Genomic DNA, 24,140 nt, shown 5'->3' on the forward strand with positions numbered 1-24,140 from the left:
GCTTAAAATGCGAATTGCGGCCATGCTCTAGCCACCAACATCAACGGGTCGAGAATTCGGGAGGCCATCGCCTCTTGTTCCCGCATCACATACCGGGTCAATAGATGAAACTCAGTACACCCGCTAATCCAGCCATCTGCCCCATAGTGCTCGACCAGACTCAACGCGACGTCATACGCTTGGCGGAGCAGATCAGGACGGCTCCCGTATTGCTTCATGGTGTAGAGGAGTTCATGAATACGCACTTGGTCTTCCACGCTTGGAATCAGAATTCTCTCGTGCTCGAGCAGCCGAGTGCGATACGATCCATTGGTGGCAAACAGCAAGTACGTCCGATCAGAACGCTCCACCTCGTCCAATGTCAAAGTCACGAGATTCACCATCATCTCTCGCATCGCTTCTGGATACTGTTGGACGTAATAGTGTGAGGTGATGCACGGAATGATCAGCACTTCAATACCCATGCAGGACATCTGCTCCCACAGGGAGATCAACTTTTGTGTGACCGCATCGTTGGTCCCCGCTTCAATCGAGGACGTGCGGTCCGGAATGCTTGGGTCAGAACAGAGCACCACACGCGGTTTGTTCTGTTCCATACCCAAGTTGAGGTTCTGCTCGTAGATCGTATTCACAAATTCCGCTGATGCAAACGGACCCATCCCGCCTAATATCCCTACTAGCTTTTGCTTCATTGAGCACTCCCCCAGATCAGACGTTTGAACAATACGCCCAGCACACCAACACAAAGCATCACCAATCCTGTGATTTGAAACGCAGTGGAGACACCAAGCGCCCCGATCATCACACCGCCGACCATCGGGCCGATGATCACCACCGCACTGGTCAAAGAATTGGTGATGCCGGTGATGCGGCCCATCATTTCGGGCGGAGTTTCTTTTTGGCGCAGGAAGCTAAATCCAATGATCGTCAAACCGACGCCAAGTCCTCCAAGGAAGGCGCAGAGATAAATCCAGAGAATCGGTCCTCCCAACTCAAACATCCCGAATCCGCCAAACGACAGCCCCGTAAGCAAGCAGCCCAGACTGAGTGTCCAGCCATACGACTTGATGTTTTTGATCCCTGTCAAGATCCCGCCGACTGTAAACATCCCAAATCCGACGGTCGAGATGACATACCCGAGCAACGTTTCCGAACCTGGCACGACTTCCCGCAACAGAATCCCGAACTGCGAATCGACCATCTGCAACGTGAAGAATCCGACCAGGTAAAACGCAAAGCTCATATACAACATGCGAATGGTGAACAACGTCTTCCAGCCTTCTTGCCAAGATTGAAGCAGGCTGGGTTTCGTTTCTGTCGGTGTTGGCGTGGAGAGACCTTCTTCGGAAACCTTACCAACCGTCATCAGAAGCACCGCCGATATGAAAAAGGAGATCGCATTGATGACGAGACACAATTTGATCGAGACCAAGGCGATCAAAATCGAGCCCAGCAACGGCCCCGCCACTTTGGAAATCTGCATAACCATCCCGATCATCGCACTAGCCTTCATCAGTTGCTCCTCAGGGACTGAGGTGCGCAGCAACGCTTGTTGAGCCGGCGTGTTAAATACCGAAGCGGTTGCGCGCAAGAACATGATCGGCAAGGCCCAGTATGGATTCCCTGTAAAAATCAAAGCGACCGTCAGCACTGCACGTATTAAATCGGTGTTGATCATCAGTTGTATTTTCTTCCAGCGGTCTGCATAAACGCCAGCCAATTGACCCAACGCAATACTTGGCACAGCATACGAGATCGGCACCAACGCCACCAGGAACGAGTTGGCATGCCACGTGTAACTGAATAAAATCATGAGGGCCGTCATGTCGAACCAATCGCCAAAACTTGAGATAGAGTAGGAAACGAACATTCTAGTGAAAATTTTGTTCTTCCAAAGCGATCTCGGTGCTGTCCCTGTTTTCTCCATGCACATCCTCCTTGAACATCGTGTGGTAGAGTTGATCTTTTTTACAACGACAATAAATCAAATTGACAAGAATAGTATAATTATTTTACCTTTACGTGTCTACTAATATTTTTTGTAGTACCTTAAACCTGATATTTAGTACAACTACAAACTGGTACTTCTTTTAATGTGTAAAATAAATTCTGTTGATTGTTTTATTAGTTTCGGTTACTTTCAATATAGAGCACGTATGCCAGAGGAGGTTGAGAGAATGGAACTACAACAAAACCCGATCGAATTGTCCGAGCTTCAACCCGGACAGACGTTGCCGTTGGTGATCTCCCCTACCTGTGATACCTTTGACCTGCTGGAATGGGCCAAGCAGAACACCGAGTGGTTGGAGCAAAAATTATTGGAACACGGTGGAATTCTGTTTCGCAACTGCAACGTGACCGATATCGCCGCGTTCGAGACGTTTACCGCGACCCTCTGTCCGAATCTAGAGGACTATACAGAGCGCTCCACCCCGCGCTCCGAAGTGCATGGCAAGGTCTACACATCGACCTCATATCCTTCAGAACAACACATTCCCATGCACAACGAGATGTCCTACGCGTATGCATGGCCGAAAAAGATCTTCTTTTTCTCCGTGCTGAATGCAGAGACGGGCGGTGAGACACCGATTGCGGACAGCCGTGAAGTGCTGAAACGTCTGGACCCCGGATTGGTGCAGCGCTTTGTGGACAAAAAAATCCGCTATGTCCGCAACTACATGCGCGGACTGGACCTCCCGTGGGAGGAAGTGTTCCAAACCACGAGCAAGCAGGAAGTCGAAGCCTACTGCCGCAAGACCGGCATGACGTGGGAATGGAAAAAAGACGGAAGCCTGCGCACGATCGCCATCCGCGATGCGCTGGCGAAGCACCCGGTCACATCTGAGCTCGTCTGGTTCAACCAAGCGCATCTGTTCCACGTCTCCAACCTGCCTGACGAGGTGCGGGAGGCGCTGGTGTTCGCGCTAGGCGAGGAGAATCTGACGCGCAACACCTACTACGGGGATGGCGAACAGATCGAAGCAGATGTATTGGCGCAGATTCGCGCCGCCTATGAGGAAGTGACGATCAAATTCCCGTGGCAAACGGGCGACATCCTGATGTTGGACAACTACCTCATCGCCCACGGACGCACTCCCTTCACCGGCGCCCGCAAAGTCGTGGTCACGATGGGTGATGTGACCAGCGACCGCAACCTGTAACGCAAAAAAAAGCCAGCCGCTCTTCCAAGCGGCTGGCTTTTTTTAGTTGTGATCGTCAGTCGGCGGTTCTTCAAGGATGACATGGGCGTTGGTGCCACCGATGCCAAAGGCGCTGACACCAGCGCGACGCAGAGGTTGATCTGTCTCCCACGGTTTGTGCGTGGTGTTGACGTAGAACGGGCTGTCCTCCAACTTCAACGCCGGGTTCGGCTCCGTGAAATTGAGGCTGGGCGGCAATTCCCGATGTTGTAAAGCCAGCGCCGTCTTGATCAGACCGGTCACGCCAGCGGCGGCGTCGAGATGCCCGAGGTTCGTCTTGACCGAACCTAGCGCACAGAAGTGGCGGCGGGTAGTCTGGGAACGGAACACGTCATGCAACGCGCTCACCTCGATGGGGTCGCCCAAGTTGGTTCCTGTGCCGTGTGCCTCGATGTAAGAGATCTCGTCTGGCGTCACGCCTGCTGCAGCTTGAGCTTTGGCGATGACTTTGGCCTGTCCATCTTGGCTCGGGGCCGTGTAGCCGATTTTGCGGTTGCCGTCGTTGTTGATCGCCGATCCGCGGATCACGGCATAGATCGGGTCACCGTCACGCTGGGCATCAGACAGTCGTTTCAGGAACACCATCCCCACTCCACTGCCGTTGGCGGTACCGGTCGCGTCCTTGTCGAACGCTCGGCAATGGCCGTCCTCGGAGTTGACGAAGCCTGGCTCGTAGATGTAGCCCTGTTTTTGTGGCAGTTGGATCGAGGCTCCTCCCGCCAGCGCGTAGTCGGATTGGTAGTTCAACAAGCTCTGGCAAGCCATGTGTACGGCGACCAGCGATGTCGAGCACCCGGTGTCGACGAGCATGCTCTCCCCATTCAAATTGAGTTTGTAGGAGACACGGGTGGTCAGGAACTTCGGCTGCGAGGCGATCATGCCTTGGAACAGATCCGCTTGGGTCAGATTCGGGACACCCGTGCGCGGCAGGTACTCGTACCCACCGCATCCACCGTAGACGCTGACCTCCTCTTCAATCTCTTCTACGTTGTATCCCGCGTCCTCCACCGCTTCCCACGCGCATTCGAGGAACAGGCGGTGTTGCGGATTCATCAGGCGTGCCTCCCGCTCGGGGATGCCGAAAAAGGAAGCGTCGAATTTGTCCACATCCTCCAGCAAGGCCGCGACGCGCACCAGTTGCTCCTGCACCTCTGGATCTGCCGTGAACGGTGTCACCTCGAGTTCCTCCAAGGGGAATTCGCGGACCGACTCGACCCCGTTTTTCAAGTTCTCCCAGAACTCATGCGGTGTGCTGGCATCGGGCAACCGCAAGGAGATGCCGATGATCGCGACCGCATCGTTCTCCTGTCTGACGAGGGTTTTACGCAACGCGAGGTTGCTTGGTTCACCGTCCGTTTTTTCCTCGACGAGCGCTTGCGCCAAGCTGTTGATCGTCGTGTACTTGAACAGGTCGGTCAACGGGACTTCGCGGCTGAGTTTTTCCTTCAACGCATGATTGACTTTCGCGAGCGCAAATGAATGCCCGCCAACGTCGAAGAAGTTGTCCTCTACACCGAAGTCATCATGCTGCAGAACGTCCTGCCAAATTTTCGTCAGTTCCTGTTGCAAGTCTTGGACTTGCCTCGTTGAGCCGCTTCGTTGAGAAGAGCTGCTTACTGGGGTCGTCGCTGCTTGATGGATTTGCGATTTCGACTGGCTGAGTTCTTGCAACGCCTTGCGGTCGATTTTTCCGTTTGGGGTCATGGGAAACTCGGCCACTGCCAAGATCCGGGTCGGGACCATGTAGTCGGGCAGAGTATTTCTCACATAGCGCCGCCATTCCTTGGCGGAAAGTGCAGCATCCGTTTCGAGGAAGGCCACGAGTTGCAGATCGCCGTCTGCGTCGGGGCTGGCCACGACGAGGACGTTTTTCACCGCGTCATGTTGGACGAAGGCATTCTCGATTTCGCCAAGTTCGATGCGGAAGCCGCGGATCTTGACTTGATGGTCGACACGTCCCACGTATTCCAGTTCGCCGTCCTCGTTGAGGCGGGCGAGGTCGCCGGTTTTGTACAGGCGCTGCCCGGCCAGTTCTGGGACTGACACTTCGAGGAAGACTTCTGCCGTCTTGGCCGGGTTGTTCTGGTAACGGGCTGCCAAGCCAGGGCCTCCGATGTAAATTTCACCGGGCGCACCGGGCGGAACCAATTGCTGCTGTTCGTTGAGCAGGTAGAATTTCAAGTCGTCCAACGGTCTGCCGATCGGACTGCCCTTCCACGATTTGTCTACATCGATGAGCTGGATCGGGCGATAGGTCGCATGGACCGTGGTTTCCGTGATCCCGTACATGTTCACCAATTGCGGGCTCTCTGGATAGCGGTTGAAGAACGGACGCAAGTGGTTGAAATTCAACGCCTCCCCACCAAAAATCACATAGCGGAGGTGTTGCGCGAGCCGGCGCTCGTCGTTTTTTGCGTCCGCTTCGAGCAATCGATAGAACGCGGACGGTGTTTGGTTGAGCACGGTGACGCGCTCTCTGGAGAGCAAGTCGTAGAAGTCGGCCGTCGATTGCGCCACCAGTTTCGGCACGATCACCACACGTCCCCCGTACAACAGCGCGCCGTACATTTCCCACACTGAGAAGTCGAAGCAGTAGGAGTGGAACATCGTCCAGACATCGTCGGGCCCGAATCCAAAGTGCGGATGAGTGACATCCATCAAGCGTCCCACGTTGCGGTGAGTGAGCAGGACTCCCTTGGGCTTTCCGGTTGAGCCTGAGGTGTAGATGGCGTAGATCAGACTGTCGGCGCTGATACACGATTCCGGGTTGTGATCAGGCAACTCTGCGAAATTGACTTGGTCGAGGGCGAGCACACGCCCGTGGAATCCGTGGAGCGCCGTCGGCACTTCGTTTTGGAGAAGCAGGAATGCGGCACCGCTGTCCTCCACGATGTAGGCGATCCGCTCCTCCGGATAGTCAGGGTCTACTGGGACGTACAAGCCACCTGCCTTGACGACGCCAAGGATTGCGGCGAGCATGTCCAGCGAACGCTCTAGCACCAGCACGACCGGCGTGCCTTCCTGCACGCCTTTTTCGCGAAGCAGGTGCGCAATGCGGTTGGCTTGCGCATTGAGTTGGGAATATGACCACGACTCCTCGCCACAGGTGACGGCAATGGCATTCGGGTGGAGCGCAGCTTGGCGCTCGAAGCGTTCCTGCAGGGTGTCGTCCGCCGGGAATTCCTTCGGGTCTGGGTTCATCCCTTGCAAAAGTCGCTCGCGTTCTTCTGGAGCGATCTCGACGATTGGCTCCTCCTCCCCGAGATCTTGCAACTTCGCTGTCGGGTTGGTCGCCAGCGTCTGCAAGGCTTGTTGCCAGCTGGTCACAAACTGTTCCATCGTTTCGTGGCGGAACAGGTCGGTGTTATACTCGAAACTCACGTGGAGCTCGTCATCCGATTCGTTGACAGAGACGGTGAGATCGAATTTCGCGACGCCGCTTTCGTCCTGTAGAAGCGGTTCGTACAGCGGTGAGAGGGTTTCGAGGAACTGGCGATAGGTGAACATCGTCGCGAAGACTGGCGTTCTGCTCAGGTCTCGCTCAGGGTTCACTTTTTCGATCAACAGGTCGAACGGGTAGGCTTGATGCCCATAGGCGGTCAGGAATTGTTCCTTCACCTGTTGCACCAAGTCGCTGACACTCTCCACCTCGTCCAAGCGGGTGCGGATCGCCAGCGTATTCACGAAGAAGCCGACAATCGGTTCCAACTCTTGCGCCATCCGCCCGGCAATCGGTGTGCCGACGATGATGTCCTGCTGGTGAGTCTGTTGGTTCAGGAACATGACGTAGCCTGCCAGCAACAGCACAAACAGCGATACATCCTCTGTCGTCGCTCGGGTGCGCAGTTCCGCGGTCAGATCGCGTGGGACCTTCATCCAGAGCACATCGCCGTTGTCGGTTCGAATCGCTGGGCGCGGGAAATCGGTCGGCAGCTCCAGCACCGGCAACGGTTTGGAGAGGGTCGTGAGCCAATAGGACTCGTCCGCTTGCCAGCCTCCGCGCTCCACCTCCTGTGCTTGCCACTCTGCGAAGTCTGCGTATTGAAGTTCAAGCGTAGGAATATTTGGTTCCTCGCCGATGAGGAGGGCTTCGTAGATCGCCGCTTGTTCGCGAGCCAGCAGTTCATTGCTCCAGCCATCGGTGATGATATGGTGCAGGCTGAGATAGAAGTGGTAGTGCTCGTCGCCGCGCTTGAACAGCATCGTGCGCATCAAGGGCCCTTGGGCGAGATCGAACGGCATGCTGTCACTGTGAGAGATCGTCTCGCGGATGTACTGCTGTTGCTCGTCGTCTGCCAGTCCGCTTACATCTTTATAGAAGAGATGCGTTCGATTTTCGGTCAAAACGCGCTGACGAGGCTCGCCTTCGATCTCCACGAAGAGGGTGCGCAAGGCGTCGTGACGTTGTACCACACGATCCAAGGCCCGTTCAAAAAGCGCCACATCAAGCGGGCGTTTGATCGCGATCTCTAGTGGGACGTTGTAGGCGCGGCTGTTCGGATGGAGTTTGTAGGTGAACCACAAGCGTTTCTGTGCATTGGAGAGCGCGTAGTGTTCCTGAACAGGCGCTTTCGGAATCTCGATGCGCGCATCGGTACGTCCATCTGCCCGAAGTTGGTCGAGGGTAGCTGCCAGTTCGGCAATCGTCGGATTGGCGAACAGGTCTTTTAGTTCCAACGCGGCCTGGCATTCGGTACGGACGCGGTTGAGGATCTGGATCGCCAGCAACGAGTGCCCGCCCAGATCGAAGAAATTGTCACTCACACCGATGGGTTCGCGCTTCAAGAACTCCGACCAGATCGAAGCGAGAATCTGCTCCGTGGCGGTGGACGGTGCGACGTATTCTGCAACCGCTACAAATTCATCGTGAGCGGCCATCTGTTCCAAGGCTTTGCGATCTACCTTGCCGTTCGGAGTCAAAGGCATCGTCTCCAGTTGGACGAGGCGCGGCGGCACCATGTAGTCGGGGAGCTTGGCACGCAGGAATTGTTTGAGTTCAACAGTTTCGAGTCCGTCGAGGGTCGCTGTGTAGTATCCGAATAGCGCGTTGTTGCCATCCGGCCCGATGTGTGCGATCACGGCGGCCAGCTCCACGTCCGGGTAGTGGGTCAGGACTTCCTCAATTTCGCCAAGTTCGATGCGGAAGCCCCGGATCTTGACTTGGTTGTCGACGCGTCCCAAGTATTCGATGTTGCCATCCGCCAAAAGACGAACGGCGTCGCCTGTGCGGTACAAGCGCTGACCTTGCGTACCCGGCAGAGAGTTCGGCACGAACGACTCTGCCGTTTTTTCCGGCTTGTTGTGATAGCCGAGCGCGAGTTGGACGCCACCGACATAGAGCTCGCCCTTGACGTTGACCGGGCAGAGTTGACCGTGTGCGTTCAGGACGTAGAGCTGGGTGTTGGCGAGCGGTTTGCCGATGGTGATCAAGGTTTGCGGACTTCTGTAGATCGCACCGGAGACGTCAACCGCCGCTTCGGTCGGGCCGTAGAGATTGGCGAGGGTCGTGTTGGGATAGAGCGCGAACCATTGCTCAACCAATTTGGAAGGCAAGGCCTCTCCGCTGACGATGATCGTGCCCAGTTGCGGGCGTTGGTGCGCTGGCAAGTCTTGGAGCGCCGAGACGACAACCGCCAACAGCGACGGTACGAATTGCATGTAGGTCGCCTGCTCGCGTACCAAGTGCCCGATCAGACGGCTGGAGTCGAGCACGACGTCCTGCGGCATGATCGACAATTTCGCACCGTGACGCAGCGGCCAGAACAGCTCGATCACCGAGTCATCAAAGCAAACCGTGGTCCGTTGGATCACCACATCGTCCGGTGTGAGTGCGAAGGTGTCTTGGTGCCAGTACAAGCGGTTGAGGATCGCACGATGCTGGATGAGCACGCCCTTCGGTTGACCTGTCGAGCCTGAGGTGTAGATCATGTAGGCGAGATCGCTCGGTTCGTTGACAGGCTCTGGTAACGAGGTCGGTTGGTTGTGCAGATCGCGCCAGACATGGGCGTGAACATCTGCAACGTCAGGAGCGACCTGTAGGTCTGCATCCAGCAACAAGACGATTTTCAACCCGTGCTCTGCGTTCGCCTGTGCGTGCTCCAGATACGCCTGCTTCGTCAGGAGAACCTGCGCACCGGAATCGGCAAGCATGTACTGGATGCGTTGCGCCGGGTATTCAGGGTCAATCGGCACATAGGCGGCACCCGATTTGATGATGCCGTACAAGCCGATCATCGTCTCGATGCTGCGCTCCATCAAGATTGCGACCAATTGGTTGCGCTGTACCCCTTGTGCGCGCAGGAAGTGTGCGAGTTGGTTGGATTTCTCGTGCAGTTCGCCATAGGTCATGATGCGGCCTTGGTCTGAGAGCGCGATTCGTTCCGGGTGGGCCTCCGCCTGCTCCACGAACGCCTCCAACAGCAGTCGGTCGAGGTCGTACTCCACAGCGGTGTCGTTCATCTGCTCGTAGACCTCGCGATCGCTTGCTGTCAAAAGTTGCAACGTGCCAAGCGATGTCTTGGTATCGGTCGCAAACGCCTCCAGCACTTGCAAGAACAAGTCCGTGAACTTCTCCACCGTCTCGTGGGTGAACAAGTCGGAATTGTATTGGAAGAACAGGTGTAGACCCTGCTCCTCAAAATCCATCATGTTCAACTGTAGATCGAACTTGGAGGTCAGCACCTCAAACGGATTCTCGGTCAACTCAATCGTGAAATGCTCCCCGCGCAAGCCATCGCTCATGCCGATCTCGTATTGGAACATCGTCGAGAAAATCGGCGAGCGGCTCATGTCGCGCTCTGGATTGATCTGCTCAATCAACAGGTCAAACGGAACCGATTGATGCTCATACGCCTCCACCGACAGCTTCTTGATCGCTTGCAAAAGCTCGCTCGGCGTCTCGATCTCCTCCAGACGCACGCGCAAGGCCAAGGTGTTGACGAAGAAACCAAATACCGATTCCAACTGCTCGACCGTGCGCCCGGCAATCGTGGTGCCGACGACGATGTCCTCGTTGCCCGTCAGGTGGTGCAACAACTGCACATAGGCGGCAAAAAGGAACATGAACATCGAGACCCCTTCTCGCTGGGTCACACTCCGCACCCGTTCCACGAGTTCCGCAGAAAGCACCTGCGCGACGAGACCGCCGTTGTACGTCTGCACGTCCGGACGCGGGAAATCGGTCGGCAAGTCGAGGATCGGCAAGGGTTTGGCGAGCACGTTCAGCCAGTACGCTTGCTCCTGTTCGAAGCTGCCGTTCGCAACTTGCTGCGCCTGCCACTCTGCATAGTCGACATACTGCAACTCGACCGGAGCCAATTCCACCGAACGCCCCGCGACGAGTGCGGTATACGCTTCGTGCAATTCCTTCATGAACAGGTCACGACTCCATGCATCGGTGATGATGTGGTGCTTTTGGAGCAGGAATTGGTACTCCTGTTCCCCCGTGCGGTACAGCATCGCCCGCATCAACGGCCCCTGGCTCAGGTCAAAAGGTTGCGCTTCCGTCTCGCGCAACTTCGCACGGAGGCGTTCGTGCTGGATCTCCGCAGGCGAGGTCGTCCAATCGGCAAACTCCAACTGGAACGGAGAGCTCTCCTGAACAAACTGGCGCGGATAGCCATCCACTTCGCGGAACACGGTGCGCAACGAACTGTGGCGCCGCACCAGCTCTTGCAACGCGGCTTCAAATACATCTGCGCGCAACTCCCCTCTGAGACAAACGTTGAGGTTGACGTGATACGCGGTATTGCTCGGATCGAACTTGTACAGGAACCACAGGCGTTGCTGGGCATGCGAGAGTTCGTAGTGCGCATGTACTGGAGCCGGTTCGATGCGCACGATGTCTTGCGTGCGCCCTGCTTGGATCAACGAATCGACATGGGCGGCCAACTCCGCCAACGTCGGGTATGCGAACAGGTCTTTCAAAGCCAATCCGACATCGAGCGTGCGGGAGATGCGGCTGTTCACCTGCATCAGCAACAGCGAGTGCCCGCCCAACTCAAAGAAGTGATCCCCCAGACCGACTTGCTCACGTCCCAACAACTCGGACCAGATCGCCGCCAGCGCTTGCTCCGTTGCGGTCGACGGTGCGACATATTCGACCCCCGCTGTGTCAGCGACATCTGCCGCCAGTTGTTCCAACGCTTTGCGATCCACCTTGCCATTCGGGGTGAGCGGCATCATGTCGAGTTGGACGATGCGCGGCGGCACCATGTAGTCGGGGAGTTTTTTGCGCAGGAAGTCCTTGATCTCCGTGGTTTCGAGTTCGCCAGCACTTGCCGTAGTTGCCGTATAGAAGCCAAATAGGGCATTGGTGCCGTCTGAACCCTTGCGCGCGATGACGGTGGCGATCTCAACGCCGGTCATCTGCATCAGAACATCCTCGATCTCGCCCAGTTCGATGCGGAAGCCGCGAACTTTGACTTGGTTGTCGACCCGACCCAAGTATTCGATGTTGCCATCGGGCAGGAGGCGAACGGAGTCCCCGGTGCGGTACAGGCGGTCACCCGGTGTGCCCGGCAGAGAGTTCGGCACGAACGACTCTGCCGTTTTTTCCGACTTGTTGTGGTAGCCGACTGCGAGTTGCACGCCTCCGACATAGAGTTCACCTGCCACGCGCAACGGCGATAGTTTTCCACGCGGGTTGAGCACGTAGAGTTGCGTGTTGGCAATCGGTTTGCCGATTGTGATCAGACGCTCTGGGGCTTCATAGATCGCCCCGGAGACGTCAACCGTTGCTTCCGTAGGCCCGTAGAGATTCGCAAGCAACGTGTTGGGATAGAGGCTGAACCATTGCTCGACCAGTTTGGAAGGCAGCGCTTCGCCGCTGACGATGATCGTGCGCACTTGCACATCCGCTCGTGACGGCTGGGTTTGCAGCGCAGAGACAACGACGGCGAGCAGGGACGGGACGAACTGCATGTAGGTCGCTCGGTCGCGCACCAATTGCTCAATCAGGGAGTCGGCATCCAACACCACCTCCTGCGGCATGATCGAAAGCGTCGCCCCGTGACGCAACGGCCAAAACAGCTCGATCACCGAATCGTCGAAGGAGACGGACGTTCGCTGGATCACCACATCGTCTGGCGTCAACTGGAACGTATCTTGGTGCCAGTGCAAGCGGTTCAGGATCGCACGATGTTGGATCAGTACCCCCTTGGGCTGTCCGGTCGAACCTGAGGTGTAGATCATGTAGGCGAGATCGTCTGGTTCATTGACGGTCTCCGGCAGAGAGGTCGGCTGTTCTGCGAAATCACACCATGCGAACAGCTCAAAGCCTTCGAGAGCAGGAAATGTCTGCACATCCTCCTCTACCAAGAGCACAGTCGGTATCCCTTGCAAGTCCGCTTTCAGATGTGCTTGCTTCGTCAGCAACACCTGTGCCCCTGAATCTGCGAGCATGTAGTGAATCCGTTGCTCTGGATATTCCGGGTCGATCGGCACGTAGGCCGCCCCCGACTTTAAGATCCCATACAGTCCGACCATCATTTCCAAACTGCGTTCCATCATGATCGCGACCAGTTGATTGCGTTGCACTCCCCGCGCGCGCAGGAAGTGTGCCAGCGAGTTCGAACGCTCGTGCAGTTCGCCATACGTCATCGTCCGCTCTCGGTCGCGCAGGGCGATGCGTTCCGGGTGGGCTTCGGCGATCTCGACGAACCCTTCGAACAGCAACGCATCTAGGTCGTACTCCACGGCAGTATCGTTTAGCTCCGCGTAGACTTGCTTGTCCACAGCTGTCAGCAGATCGACCTCGTACAGACCCAGCTCGGCATCGTCCAACACGACATCCAACAGACTCACAAACTGCTCGGCCATTTTTTGCACCGAAGACGCGAGGAACAAGTTCGGGTTGTATTCAAAGTAGAGCTCCAGCCCGGCCTCGTTCTCCAGCACTTTCAGCGCCAAGTCAAACTGGCTCGCCTGCCGATGGATCGTCGCTGACGAGAGTTCCAGCCCTGGCACTTGCATCGCGAACGGCGCATTTTCAAACACGAACATCGTGGAAAAAATAGCCGATCGGCTCAGATCGCGCTCCGGCTGGATTTTTTCAACCAACAGATCAAAGGGGTAGGATTGATGGTCGAACGCTTCCAAGCACCGCGCCTTGACCTGTTCCAGCAACTCGCGGAAACTGTCCACTCCGGCAAACTGCACGCGGATCGACAGCATGTTCAGAAACGCACCCAGCAGCGATTCCAGTTCACGGGTCGTGCGCCCAGCCGTCGGGGTCCCGACGATGATATCCTCATCCCCGCTCAAGCGGTGTAGCAACAGATGGTACGCCGTCAGCAGCACCATGAACAAACTGGCATCCTCGCGCTGGGCAAACCGTTGCGCCCGCTCGACGAGTTCCGCACTCAGTTGCCACGAGAGTTGGGCGCCTGTATCGGTCAACACCGGTGGGCGCTCAAAGTCCAGCGGCACATGCAACGTCGGCAATGGCTTGGCAAGTGTCTGCAACCAGTAGGCTTCCTCTGCGCTCAAGTGCCCAGAGGCGAGCTGTTCGTTTTGCCACGCGGCATAATCCACATAGCGCAGCGGCAACGCTGCCAACTCCGCCTCCTGCCCATGACAAAGCGCATGATAAAACTCCGCCAACTCCTGCACGAACAACCCCGTGCTCCAGCCGTCTGAGATGATATGGTGTGTATTGAGATAGAGACGGTGCTCCAACTCCCCGACACGGAACAACTGCAAACGAATCAGCGGACCTGCCGACAGATCGAACGGCGTTCTCGCATCCACGTCCATCCGTTCACGCCACACCGACTCTTGCTCGGCAGGAGTCAAGTCTGTGAGATCGTGGAAAGCCACGCCGATCTCCACCTGTTCCAACACCACTTGATAGGGCACCCCATCCTGCTCGGCAAATACCGTGCGCAGAATCTCATGACGCTCTGCCAACCGTTGGACGGCCAACGCAAAGGCGGAGACGTTCAACTCGCCCTGCACCACAACGCTGTAAGGCATATGATACGAGACATTCTGCGGATCGAGCTGTTGCAAGAACCAGAGTCGACTCTGTGCATGCGAGAGTTCGTAAGTAGGCAGTACCGGCAAACGCGGGATCGCTACGTTCAGCTCGGTGCGGGTCAGCGTGTCCAGATGCGCCGCCAGCGCCTCGACTGTGGAGCTAGTGAAAAACTCCTGCAGCGACACGCGAACCTGTACTGTCTCCCGAATCCGGGCAATCGCCTGCATCGCCAACAACGAGTGCCCACCCAGTGCAAAAAATCCGTCGCGGGTGCCCACTTTTTCCACTTTCAACACGTCGGCCCAGATCTGAGCCAGCATTTTTTCCGTGTCGGTCACAGGCTCGATGTAGTTGCCACCCAGCTCCGGTTTCGCTACGACGGCCAACGCCTGCAACGCTTTGCGGTCGATCTTGCCGTTGGGCAACAGCGGAAGTTCTGGCATCTCGTGGAACTGCGCCGGGATCATCACATCCGGCAATTTCTGTTGCAGGAACACGCGCAACTCTTCCCCTGTGGTCGTCCCGGTGAAGTACGCGATCAACGTGCAATCGCCTTCATCCTCCACGCGTGCCACCGCAACCGCCTCGCGCACGCCTTCCGCACTCGTCAGCGCGGCTTCAATCTCGCCTAGCTCGACGCGGATGCCGCGAACTTTGACTTGGTTGTCCTTGCGTCCGATGTACTCGACCGTACCGTCCGCGAGGTAGCGCCCGAGATCGCCTGTCCGATACACGCGATCAAGTTCTCCAGCTTGCAGCGGGTTCTGCAAAAAAACGTCCTTCGTCAACTCGGGACGTTTGTAATAACCCAGCGACAAATACGGGCTGCGGATGTAGATTTCTCCGACCTGTCCGATCCCGCAGAGCTTCTGCTTGTCGTTAAGGATCAGCGGAGCGGCACCTTTCATCGCACGCCCCACCGGAATCGACTTGCCCGCGGGCGGCATGTCTTCAATTCGGTGGAACATCTTGATCATCGTCGTTTCTGTAGAACCGTACAGATTGACCAGTTGTATCCGCTTGCCAAAGCTCTCCATCCACTGGCGAACTTGTTTGACTTCCAGCACTTCGCCCGCCATCAAGATGTAGCGCAAGTTCGGGAACCGGGCAGCCCGTGTCGCTTTCTCCATCGACTGCACTTCTGCGAGCAGTTGTCGGAACACGCTCGGCACACAATGCACCAGCGTCAATCGCTCCTCCTCGATCCACTTGACCAGCGATTCCCGGTCGAGGATCACCTCTTGGGGCGGCAAGCAGACGGTTCCTCCGGAGCAGAGCGGCACGAACAGGTCGCGCAAGCAGGCATCAAACGACAGCGCCGCAAACTGGGAGACGCGATCACCTTCGCCAAGTCCAAACTCCTCGATTTCCCAGCGAATAAAATGCGCGAGGCTCTTGTGACAACCCATGACGCCTTTGGGTCGCCCCGTTGAGCCCGAGGTATAGAAGATATAATTGAGATCGTCCGGCTCGTTGATCAGGTCTAGACTCTGAGTCGGATACGCGGTCATGTCAGCAAACTGGGAAACGTACAGGATCTGAGCCTCTGTCTGGCCGGACGTTTCCAGCAACGTCTGGAGTTGCTCAGAGTAGGAGTCTTGTGCAATCACCCAGCGCGGCGTGATTTCATCGAGAATCATCGCGAGGCGATCCAACGGGTACTTGGGATCTAAGGGAACGAACGCGGCGCCAGACTTCAGCACGCCGAGCAAGGTGACGACCATCTCCACGCTGCGTTCGACCATGATCGCAATCGGTTCGCTGCGTTGCAACTGACGATCGCGCAGGAAGTGTGCCATTTGATTGGAGCGTTCTTGTAATTCACGGTATGTCACCTGTTGTTGGCCGAACTTCACTGCCACTTGGTCAGGGGTACTTTCGACCTGCTGATCAAACAAGTGATGAATGAAGTGCAAATGATCATTCATCTCCACTTTCCTCCCAATCCTTTTTCCAATCAGTATAAGTCAAATTCACATTGTAGGTATAGGATATTGTCTAAATCATATTTATTTTTAATTAAAAACAGCACCCAACTGGGTGCTGTCTCTCGCTTACGTATGCGAACGCGTGCGGTTGTAGAGCGTCTGATACGCCGCAAGCGTCTCCTCGGCACAGCGTTTCCATGTAAATTTCGCAGACTGTTGCAGACCTTCCTGACGCATCCGTGCCTGGAGGTTCTCGTCGTTGAGCACCTTCACCATCTGCCCGGCGAGGTCATACATGTCATGCGGGTTGATCAACAGCGCCGCCTCGCCCGTCACCTCCGGGATCGAGGAAGTATTCGAGGTGATCGTCGGCGTCCCGCAAGCCATCGCTTCCAACGGCGGCAGGCCGAAGCCTTCATAGAATGACGGGTAGATGAACAGGTCGGCGGCGCTGTAGAGATACGGCAGTTCCAGCACCGGCGCGAATCCGGTGAACACCACTTTGTCTTGCAAGCGCAACGCTTCGATCAACATCGCCGTCTCCTCGTAGTCGCGCGCTTCCTTACCGACGAGCACCAATTTGTAGTCGGCCGGGATGTCGTGCTGTATTTCATAGAAGGCATTGATCAGCCCTTTGACGTTTTTGCGCGGCGAGAACCCGCCGATGTAGAGGATGTAGCGGCTGTCGATGCCGAACTTTTCCTTCACGTAAGACTGGGCTGCGATCTTGTCGATCGGCTGGTACACGCTCTCCGGCGCTTCATAGGTCACGACGACCTGCTCCTCCGGCAGTTGGAAGATGCGCTGGATGTCGCGCTTGGAATGCTCAGAGACGGTGATCACCAGATCGGCTTGCTCCATGATGCGCGGCATCTCGCTCAGGAAGATCTTCAGATAACCACGCCCGACCGTCTCCGGGTAGATATACGGGATGAGGTCATGGACGGTGACGACGTTCAGGCAGCCCTTTTTCGCAGGGAGCCCGATGCCGTTTTGCGGCACGTGAAACAGGTCGATGTGCTCCTGCTCCACGCTCATCGGGATGTGTACTTCCTCCCAAAACTTATCCTTGCTCCGCTCAATCGAATTGAACACCTCGTCAACCGAAGGGTCGAGGTTTTTATATTCATCGCCCGGCCAGAAAAACCGATACTCGTGGCTCTGATTCAACAGGTGCAGATTCTTGACCAACTGGTAGGTGTAGGTGCCGATGCCCGTACCTCGATACCAGATCGCTCCTCGTGCGTCTACCCCAATCTTCATCATGTCACTCCCTCACATCAGCGGATCTGACCCTGTTCCAGCACATAGCGCGCACCCGCTTCAAATTCTTGGAAGAACCGCTCGCGGCGATCCTTGTGCTCCGCCCATTTGCGCAGGCGTGACTCCAACAGCTCCGGCGGACGGTTCTGCTCCACATACCGGAAGCGCGCCACTTCATATAAGTCCTGCGGGAAGCGTAACATCGCGTGCAACAGCCGTTCCTCCCCCGGATGTGGGGTGGCGCGTTCAAAATAGGATTTGAGGATAAAAAAGGCCGTGCGGCCGTCCCACTTTTCACTCTTCATGTTGCGCAGGATCAGCGACGCCAGATCGTGGGCGCGGATGTCGGAAATCGAATAATCGAAGTCGATGATCGCCACCTCGCGCTCTGTGGTGATCAGCACATTGTGGTGCGCATAGTCGTGGTGGCAGAAGCCACTCCACGACTTTTCCTGCTCGCTGATCGCTTGATAACGGGAGGATGACAACAACTCCACCGCCCGCGTCGCTTCCTCGATACCATATGCGATCACGCTGGCATACATGTTGTCAAAAGCCGTCTCGCCCTGCTCCGCCAGCAGCAACCAGTTCCGCATCTCCTCGATGCGCTCCAGAAAATGCCCGGTCCACGAGCCCCACTGCTCCTTGCCAGGTGAGTGCGGCGGCGTGAAACCGCGCGTGGCGTGGTGGAAATCCGCCAAGCCTCGGGCAGCCAACGCCAAATCATACACGTGACTGTACTTGCTCTCCCGACCCGCCAGCCAATCCATGACGAAGTACTTCATCTCGTCAATCGTCACATACAGGCTGCCGTCAAGCGTCGGCAGGATGCCAGGGACGTTAAAGCCTTGTTGCTTGACGTGGCGCATCGCCGCGAGCGAGTAGTTCAGTTCCGCGTCGGTGAGCTTGAATTTCTTCAGCGCCAACGTGCCAAGCGTCGTCTCTACGCGCACGACCTTGCGCACCGCTTTGGCCTCGTACACGACAAACGGGTACGCCCCCAACACCACAGGTGGAAACCCGCTCTCTTCGAGCGCTTGCGAGATCGTCGTCTGTTCTGCCATCTCTCACCCTCCCGGAGCCTAGAGGCGGGTCGGGAAAGCGTCCAAGCAACGCTTCCATTCGTCCAGTTTCGCAACTTCCTGCCGCATCTTTTTCACAGAGCCCTCCGGCGAGTAGCGGTGAGAGAGGAACCCGCGCTCCACGGCACGCCAGTAGCGCTGCGGGAAGTAGAGCACCGCCTTGAGCACATGCAGTTCGTCTTCGTGGAGCGGATCAACTTCATGGTAGGTTCTGAGGATCGTCTCGGCGATTTCCGGGCTCCACTCCTTGCGCCGCAACATCTTGCGCATGAAGCGGGCGAAGTCGTGGGCGCGCAGTTCGTGTGCACAGTAATCGAAATCGATCACTTGCATCACGCCCTCCGGCGAGCGGATGAAGTTGTGGTAGGTGAAGTCGCCGTGTACGAAGCCGCTCAGTTGGCGTTCGCGGTACAGCACTTCTTGATAGGGCGATTCCTTGAGCAGCTCCACCCCTTTCTCCGCCAGTTCGAGCATCGGTTCCACCGTTTCGAGGAACACCGTCTCCAACTCCGTCTGCGGGGTGTGGCCTTTCAGTCGGTCGTAACAGACGTGGATGTCGTTCAATTGGTCTTCGTAGCGCTCGATCCAACCGGCCCAGCGCGTTTTGATCGAGGCTTGCACAGAGGCTTTGAATCCGCGTGACGCTTGGTGCAAGCGCGCTTGCAGGCGGACGACTTCGCGCAGGTGTTCCGGACTTTTCACATCCATCTCTTCGCCGTCAAGCCATGTGTTTACAAACAGCAACTCGTCACCCAGATCGACAAACGGTTTGCCATCGAGCGTCTTCACGAAGCGGGAGAGCGTCTGGAAGCCGTTGTTCCAGAGGTGTTCCTGCGCTTCGTAGAGGAATTGCAGCTTCGCAGGCTTGTGCGAGACTTTTTTCAGGGCGAACACCCCCTGTGTCGTCTCCACGCGCACCACGGCGCGCACCTGTTTGGCATCGAGCACTTGCCATCCGTACAGTTCCTGCAGATCCACATCTGGAATCACCGCGCTCAAGTCATATGTCAGGCTGTCTTTCTTAGCCAATGTGATGTCCCTCCCCTACCTGTTGGGCATTTTCACCCTAGCCTATGTCAGCGCCCAAGAAAAGGTGTGACTTTTGCTAAAAACGTCAGCCAAATCCCCGGCGCAACCTCGCGCTCCGATGTCACCTGAAACCCGTCCCTTCCATAGAGTGCCAGCGCTGGCTCGTTCGCAGATCCCGTCGAGACGAGGAAGCGCTGCGTCCTCGCCTCCACTTCCTGCACATGGCGCAACAACTTCCCGGCGATCCCACGGCGGAAGTAGTCGGGATGTACCATCATCCGGCAGATCGTCACCTCGTCCCCGTCCCGCTCATAGGAGATCGCCCCCGCCAACTGGCCCTCCAGCTCGTAGACAAAAAACGTCTCGCCACATCCCTGTAGCGATTCCGTGGTGTCGTGCAGCGGTGGGATGCCATCAAATCCGATCAACTTGGCCTCCACTCGATAGGAAGGAATTTGCAACGCTAACAGCTTTTGTGCATGCTCTTTAACTTGAACATCGATGTATGTAATCATTTGGTCTCCTCGTCTGCAAAAATATTTCTTGATTGATACAGATTCAGCAGGAAAAATACCCACCCTGTAAGGAATAGTCCTAGTATCGTCGAGTATACATTCCACGATAGAAAGAGGTATCGCTCATCATGGAACAACTGGAAATCATTCATAAGCGCAATAAGCTCCTGACCAACCTCATGTGGTTTTCCCTGTTGCTCGGCGTGGGAAGTTCAGTGGCCGCGCACATGCCGTTACAACCGACCCTGATCCTGCTCGCTGTCGGAGGCTTTAACGCTGTGCTGTTGACCTTCTTGAACTGGCGTCGCTTGTTCACCACCAAGATTATGTATCTGGTGGCTGTGATGTGTTCCGCTGTCACGTTCTCGATGGTCACGCAGACCGAGGGATTCACGAACTACTTCCTGATCTTCTATAACCTCGCCGCCGTCGCGCTCTATCAGAACTGGCGACCGCTGATCGTCTCCGGCGTGCTCGGCATGGGCATGACCCAGTACTTCTGGATGAACTACCGCGACACGATGTTCAAAGCATTCGTTGAGACCGATCTGCAGACCCTGCACATGTTCGTCCTGCTGATCACCTGCCTGTTGATCTTCTCCTGCGTGTTCTCTGAGCGCATGCGTCGCCAAGTCTCCCAGAAGCATGACGAAGCGATGGAAGTTAAAGCTCGCATCGAAGACCTGTTCCACCAGATCAAGGATTCGGTGAACATCGTGACCCAATTCTCCTCCAACCTGCGCGAGAACATCACCGTCACCCGCCGCATCTCAGAGGAAGTCGCGGCGACGTTCACAGACATCGCCCGTTCCGTCGAACTGGAAGCGGAGAGCGTCACCGACATCTCCGATTCGATGAAGGAAGTCGGCGAGCGCGTGGACTCTGCCAACCAAGCCTCGCTCACGATGCGCGAACTTTCTGCCGAGACGGCGACAGTCACCGTCGAAGGCTCCCGCGAGATGGCCACGCTCTCACACGAGATGGCGAACGTTGACGAGATCATCACCGCGACCGTACAGATCACCAATGACCTGAACGCGCAAACCCAGCGCATCTCTGACATCGTCGAATCGATCGACAAGATCGCCGCCCAAACCAATCTGTTGGCGCTCAACGCCGCGATTGAAGCCGCCCGCGCTGGCGAACATGGTCGCAGCTTCTCTGTCGTCGCCCACGAAGTCCGCGTGCTCGCGGAGAACTCGCTGGAGTCGACCAAGGAGATCGCCGCCGTCCTGCACGAAATTCAGACCAAGACCGCCGACGTCGCCAACCAAGTGCAGAGCGGGCAATCGGCCGTCTCAACTTCACAAGTGGCGATGAAGCGCGTGGCCCAGTTCTTTGGCCAGATCCAAGACAACACGACGCGCGTGGTGCAACAGGCCGGCCATGTCGAGAACATGAACCAACACCTGCAGCAATCCTCCCACCAGATCGTCACCGAGATCGGCGCGATCGCCAACATGACCGAGCAGAACGCCGCATCGGTCGAGGAGATCCTCGCCAACATCGAAGAGCAGAACCAGCATGTCGCCCAAGTCGTCGAGAGTTTCGCTGAATTGGAGCAACTGACGCTGCGCCTGCGCGAATTAACGCAAGACTAACCCTATCCGATGTCAAAAAAAGCCCCGCCCAAAACTTGCATTTGAGCGGTGGCTTTTTGTCCATACTGGAGAGTAAAGGGGGGGTGTGCGCTCGATGAGTATCTATTATTATTCGTTTCGTCTCGGTGAACTGTACGAGGCGATCGGGTCCAACGACAAAGACCTGCTCCACAAGATAGAACTCCAGCTGCCTCACGACCCTGACCTGCTCACCGTCTGCCGTGCTGTGCTGATCGATGGTTTGCTGTACCACGAATTTTTCGCGGAAGACCTCTACAACGACGCCTTGAACCACATCGTGCAGGCGCTCCCGAGCTACCGCAACTTTTTTGACGACAAAGACTACCAGATCGACTACCACGACGCGTGGTTGCGCCTGCCCAAGAAAAGCCTGCTCAAGCGCTACTGGGGCTATCTGACGCACGGGCGTTACCTGTTCGACCACAGCGTCTCGCCGCTGGCGTTGATCCGCTACGGGTATTTGACACAGGACGAACTGCCGCAGTTCCTGCAGATGGTCGAGCAAGAAGGCGAGCGGCTGCCGTGGTACTTTTTCCAACATACGATCGATGCGATCCGCATGTCGCAGAGTGTGGGCGACGACCTCTATGTCGCGATCCAGATCAAGGGACGGCGGTACCGCGTGATCAAACCTGGGGACTTGCAGAATCGCTAGTCCTCTTTTTTATGGGAGTGAATCTGACAAGCGTCGGTACATGCTGGGACTTTCAGGCCGAGCAGTTTGGAGAGTTTGAAGCGGTTGTGTGACACCCAATCGTAGATGCGTTCGGTGATCCACCCGATCGGCGGCAGGTAGTAGAGCTTGGTCGGCCAGCGGTAGAAGCTGTGCAGGCCCATCAGTTGCACGACCGCTTCGGCCCCGCCGTAGACGCGGTCGTTTTTGATCACGTGCATGCGGGCTTTGCAAGCGGTCTCGCGCAAGTCCGGGTGGATCTGTGCCACGTTGTCATACGTGCGGAAATCGACCGGTTCGATCTGCGTGCCGAACATCTCGAACAGTTTTACCATGCTCGCTTGACAGATGCCACAATGACCGTCGAACACGACTTTCATGAGGATCAACTCCCTTGGGACTCGTTGCCAATAGCATATCATAACGGTACAATGAGACCAATGTGCTACACCACACGAATGTCGGAGGAATTTGCATGCATGATGAGAAAATGGGCCCGTGGCTGGAAATTCGCGCCAAGGGCAAGAGCAACGGTGCAGGACGGACGGTGCTGTCCTTTTTGGAGAGCGAAGTGCGCCTGCCAAGAGCTGTGATCGAAGACCTCGCGCGGGCGAAGCACCTCGTGCTGAATAAAGACATCGCACAACTGGACGATCCCGTAAAAACTGGCGACCGCCTGCGCGCCCTGCTGTTCCCAGAGGAGCCGTATGGAGTGGAACCGGAGATGTTGCCGCTCGATGTGCTGTATGAAGATCACCACTTGATCATCGTCAACAAGCCGGTCGGGATGAAAGTCCACGCCAACGAAGCTGGCGAGACCGGGACGTTGTTGCATGCGCTGGCCTGGCATTACCAGATGCAAGGCTTGGAGACGCGTGTCCGGCTCTTGCACCGCCTCGACCAAGACACGTCCGGAGCGATCCTGTTCCCGAAGCACGCCGTTGCGCAGCGGTTGCTGGATGCGATGTTGCAGGAGCGCAGCATCAAGCGCGAGTACTGGGCGCTGGTGCAAGGGGTTGTGCGCGTGAAGCAAGGGACTGTGGAGGCGCCGATCGGGCGGGATCGCAACCATGCGACCCGCCGCCGCGTATCCGCCACCGGCAAGGAAGCGCAAACGCACTTCCAAGTGGTGGAGCGGTTTCCGCAGGCGACGCTGGTACAAGCGTCACTTGGCACTGGGCGGACGCATCAGATCCGCGTGCATTTCGCGCATCTGGGACATCCGTTGGTTGGCGATGAGCTGTATGGCGGGCGGACCGATTGGTTGGATCGCCAAGCACTTCACGCCAAGTACCTCCGCTTCACACACCCGATCACCCAGGAAGAGCTGGAGATCGAGGCACCGGAACCGAACGATTTTGCTGACTTGCTACGGAAGGTGAAACACCGATGAAAAAACGCTATCTCTTGCTGTTGCTCCTGATGCTCTTCCCTGTTCTACTCGCGCTGGTCGGCTATAACAGTTGGACGGACAACCCGCCGAAAAACTACGCGCTGATCCGCGGCCTGTTGGTCAACCCGGGCACGATCGCGATGCTTGGCGGTGTGGTCGGGATGTTGCTGTTCCGCCAACGGGCGATGTACTGGGGGATGTTGGTGAGTTTCCTGTACACGTACTTTGCGCTCGGCTTGGTGTGGGGCAGTTTTTCCACGCTGGGGGTATTTGATAATCATACGCTGACCACGGCGACCCTGATGTCTGTGGTCGGGTTTGTGGCCGCTCTGTTCACGATGTTGCTGACACGGGTGTTGCGCAAAGCGATCGATGCGGTCAATGAGCCTAATGTGGGACAACAAAATCTTGAACAAAAAAAGAAGCCTCGTGAATGAGGCTTCTTTTTTGCTAATTT

13 protein-coding genes are annotated in these 24,140 nt (G+C 56.6%); 5 read left to right on the forward strand and 8 right to left on the reverse strand.

Features of this window, described 5'->3' with window-relative positions:
• Positions 1 to 2: 2 nt before the first annotated feature.
• The gene (locus tag C7459_RS02505) at positions 3 to 692 is read right to left on the reverse strand and encodes an aspartate/glutamate racemase family protein (protein WP_109686002.1); all 690 of its coding nucleotides are present in this window, start codon (positions 690 to 692) and stop codon (positions 3 to 5) included.
• The gene (locus tag C7459_RS02510; RefSeq protein ID WP_109686004.1) at positions 689 to 1,933 is read right to left on the reverse strand and encodes an MFS transporter; all 1,245 of its coding nucleotides are present in this window, start codon (positions 1,931 to 1,933) and stop codon (positions 689 to 691) included. The genes C7459_RS02505 and C7459_RS02510 overlap by 4 nt, the downstream gene beginning before the upstream one ends.
• A gap of 244 nt (positions 1,934 to 2,177) precedes the next feature.
• On the opposite strand from C7459_RS02510, the gene C7459_RS02515 reads away from it, so the two are divergent.
• Positions 2,178 to 3,161: a TauD/TfdA family dioxygenase gene (locus C7459_RS02515; RefSeq protein ID WP_211320324.1), complete on the forward strand. Its 984-nt coding sequence runs from the start codon at positions 2,178 to 2,180 to the stop codon at positions 3,159 to 3,161.
• A gap of 42 nt (positions 3,162 to 3,203) precedes the next feature.
• Here the strand turns inward: C7459_RS02515 and C7459_RS02520 are convergent, their stop codons facing one another.
• The 5 genes from C7459_RS02520 to C7459_RS02540 form a co-directional block, all read right to left on the reverse strand.
• On the reverse strand, positions 3,204 to 16,106 hold the full coding sequence (locus C7459_RS02520) for a non-ribosomal peptide synthetase (RefSeq protein WP_109686008.1): 12,903 nt from the start codon (positions 16,104 to 16,106) through the stop codon (positions 3,204 to 3,206).
• Positions 16,107 to 16,232: 126 nt separating this feature from the next.
• Positions 16,233 to 17,372, reverse strand: coding sequence for a glycosyltransferase family 4 protein (locus tag C7459_RS02525; RefSeq protein ID WP_211320325.1), 1,140 nt, complete (start codon positions 17,370 to 17,372; stop codon positions 16,233 to 16,235).
• A 14-nt stretch (positions 17,373 to 17,386) separates the two neighbouring features.
• Positions 17,387 to 18,433: a CotS family spore coat protein gene (locus C7459_RS02530; RefSeq protein ID WP_109686012.1), complete on the reverse strand. Its 1,047-nt coding sequence runs from the start codon at positions 18,431 to 18,433 to the stop codon at positions 17,387 to 17,389.
• Positions 18,434 to 18,451: 18 nt separating this feature from the next.
• Positions 18,452 to 19,480, reverse strand: a complete 1,029-nt coding sequence (locus tag C7459_RS02535; RefSeq protein WP_170119221.1) for a CotS family spore coat protein — start codon at positions 19,478 to 19,480, stop codon at positions 18,452 to 18,454.
• A 47-nt stretch (positions 19,481 to 19,527) separates the two neighbouring features.
• Positions 19,528 to 19,995, reverse strand: a complete 468-nt coding sequence (locus C7459_RS02540; protein ID WP_109686016.1) for a GNAT family N-acetyltransferase — start codon at positions 19,993 to 19,995, stop codon at positions 19,528 to 19,530.
• A 128-nt stretch (positions 19,996 to 20,123) separates the two neighbouring features.
• On the opposite strand from C7459_RS02540, the gene C7459_RS02545 reads away from it, so the two are divergent.
• Both C7459_RS02545 and C7459_RS02550 read left to right on the forward strand, forming a co-directional pair.
• Positions 20,124 to 21,596, forward strand: a complete 1,473-nt coding sequence (locus C7459_RS02545; protein WP_109686018.1) for a methyl-accepting chemotaxis protein — start codon at positions 20,124 to 20,126, stop codon at positions 21,594 to 21,596.
• Positions 21,597 to 21,690: 94 nt separating this feature from the next.
• The gene (locus C7459_RS02550; RefSeq protein ID WP_109686019.1) at positions 21,691 to 22,272 is read left to right on the forward strand and encodes a hypothetical protein; all 582 of its coding nucleotides are present in this window, start codon (positions 21,691 to 21,693) and stop codon (positions 22,270 to 22,272) included.
• On the opposite strand, the gene C7459_RS02555 is transcribed toward C7459_RS02550, so the two are convergent.
• Positions 22,269 to 22,670 (reverse strand): thiol-disulfide oxidoreductase DCC family protein, encoded by a 402-nt coding sequence (locus C7459_RS02555; RefSeq protein ID WP_170119222.1) that lies wholly within the window; start codon positions 22,668 to 22,670, stop codon positions 22,269 to 22,271. The two genes, C7459_RS02550 and C7459_RS02555, sit on opposite strands and share 4 nt — an antisense overlap.
• A 95-nt stretch (positions 22,671 to 22,765) precedes the next feature.
• Between C7459_RS02555 and C7459_RS02560 the strand changes: the two genes are divergently transcribed.
• Both C7459_RS02560 and C7459_RS02565 read left to right on the forward strand, forming a co-directional pair.
• On the forward strand, positions 22,766 to 23,683 hold the full coding sequence (locus C7459_RS02560) for an RluA family pseudouridine synthase (RefSeq protein ID WP_109686023.1): 918 nt from the start codon (positions 22,766 to 22,768) through the stop codon (positions 23,681 to 23,683).
• Positions 23,680 to 24,120, forward strand: coding sequence for a hypothetical protein (locus C7459_RS02565; protein WP_109686025.1), 441 nt, complete (start codon positions 23,680 to 23,682; stop codon positions 24,118 to 24,120). Before C7459_RS02560 ends, C7459_RS02565 begins: the two co-directional genes overlap by 4 nt.
• Positions 24,121 to 24,140: the final 20 nt, after the last annotated feature.

The sequence above is a fragment of the Tumebacillus permanentifrigoris genome (genome assembly GCF_003148565.1).
Taxonomy (GTDB): domain Bacteria; phylum Bacillota; class Bacilli; order Tumebacillales; family Tumebacillaceae; genus Tumebacillus; species Tumebacillus permanentifrigoris.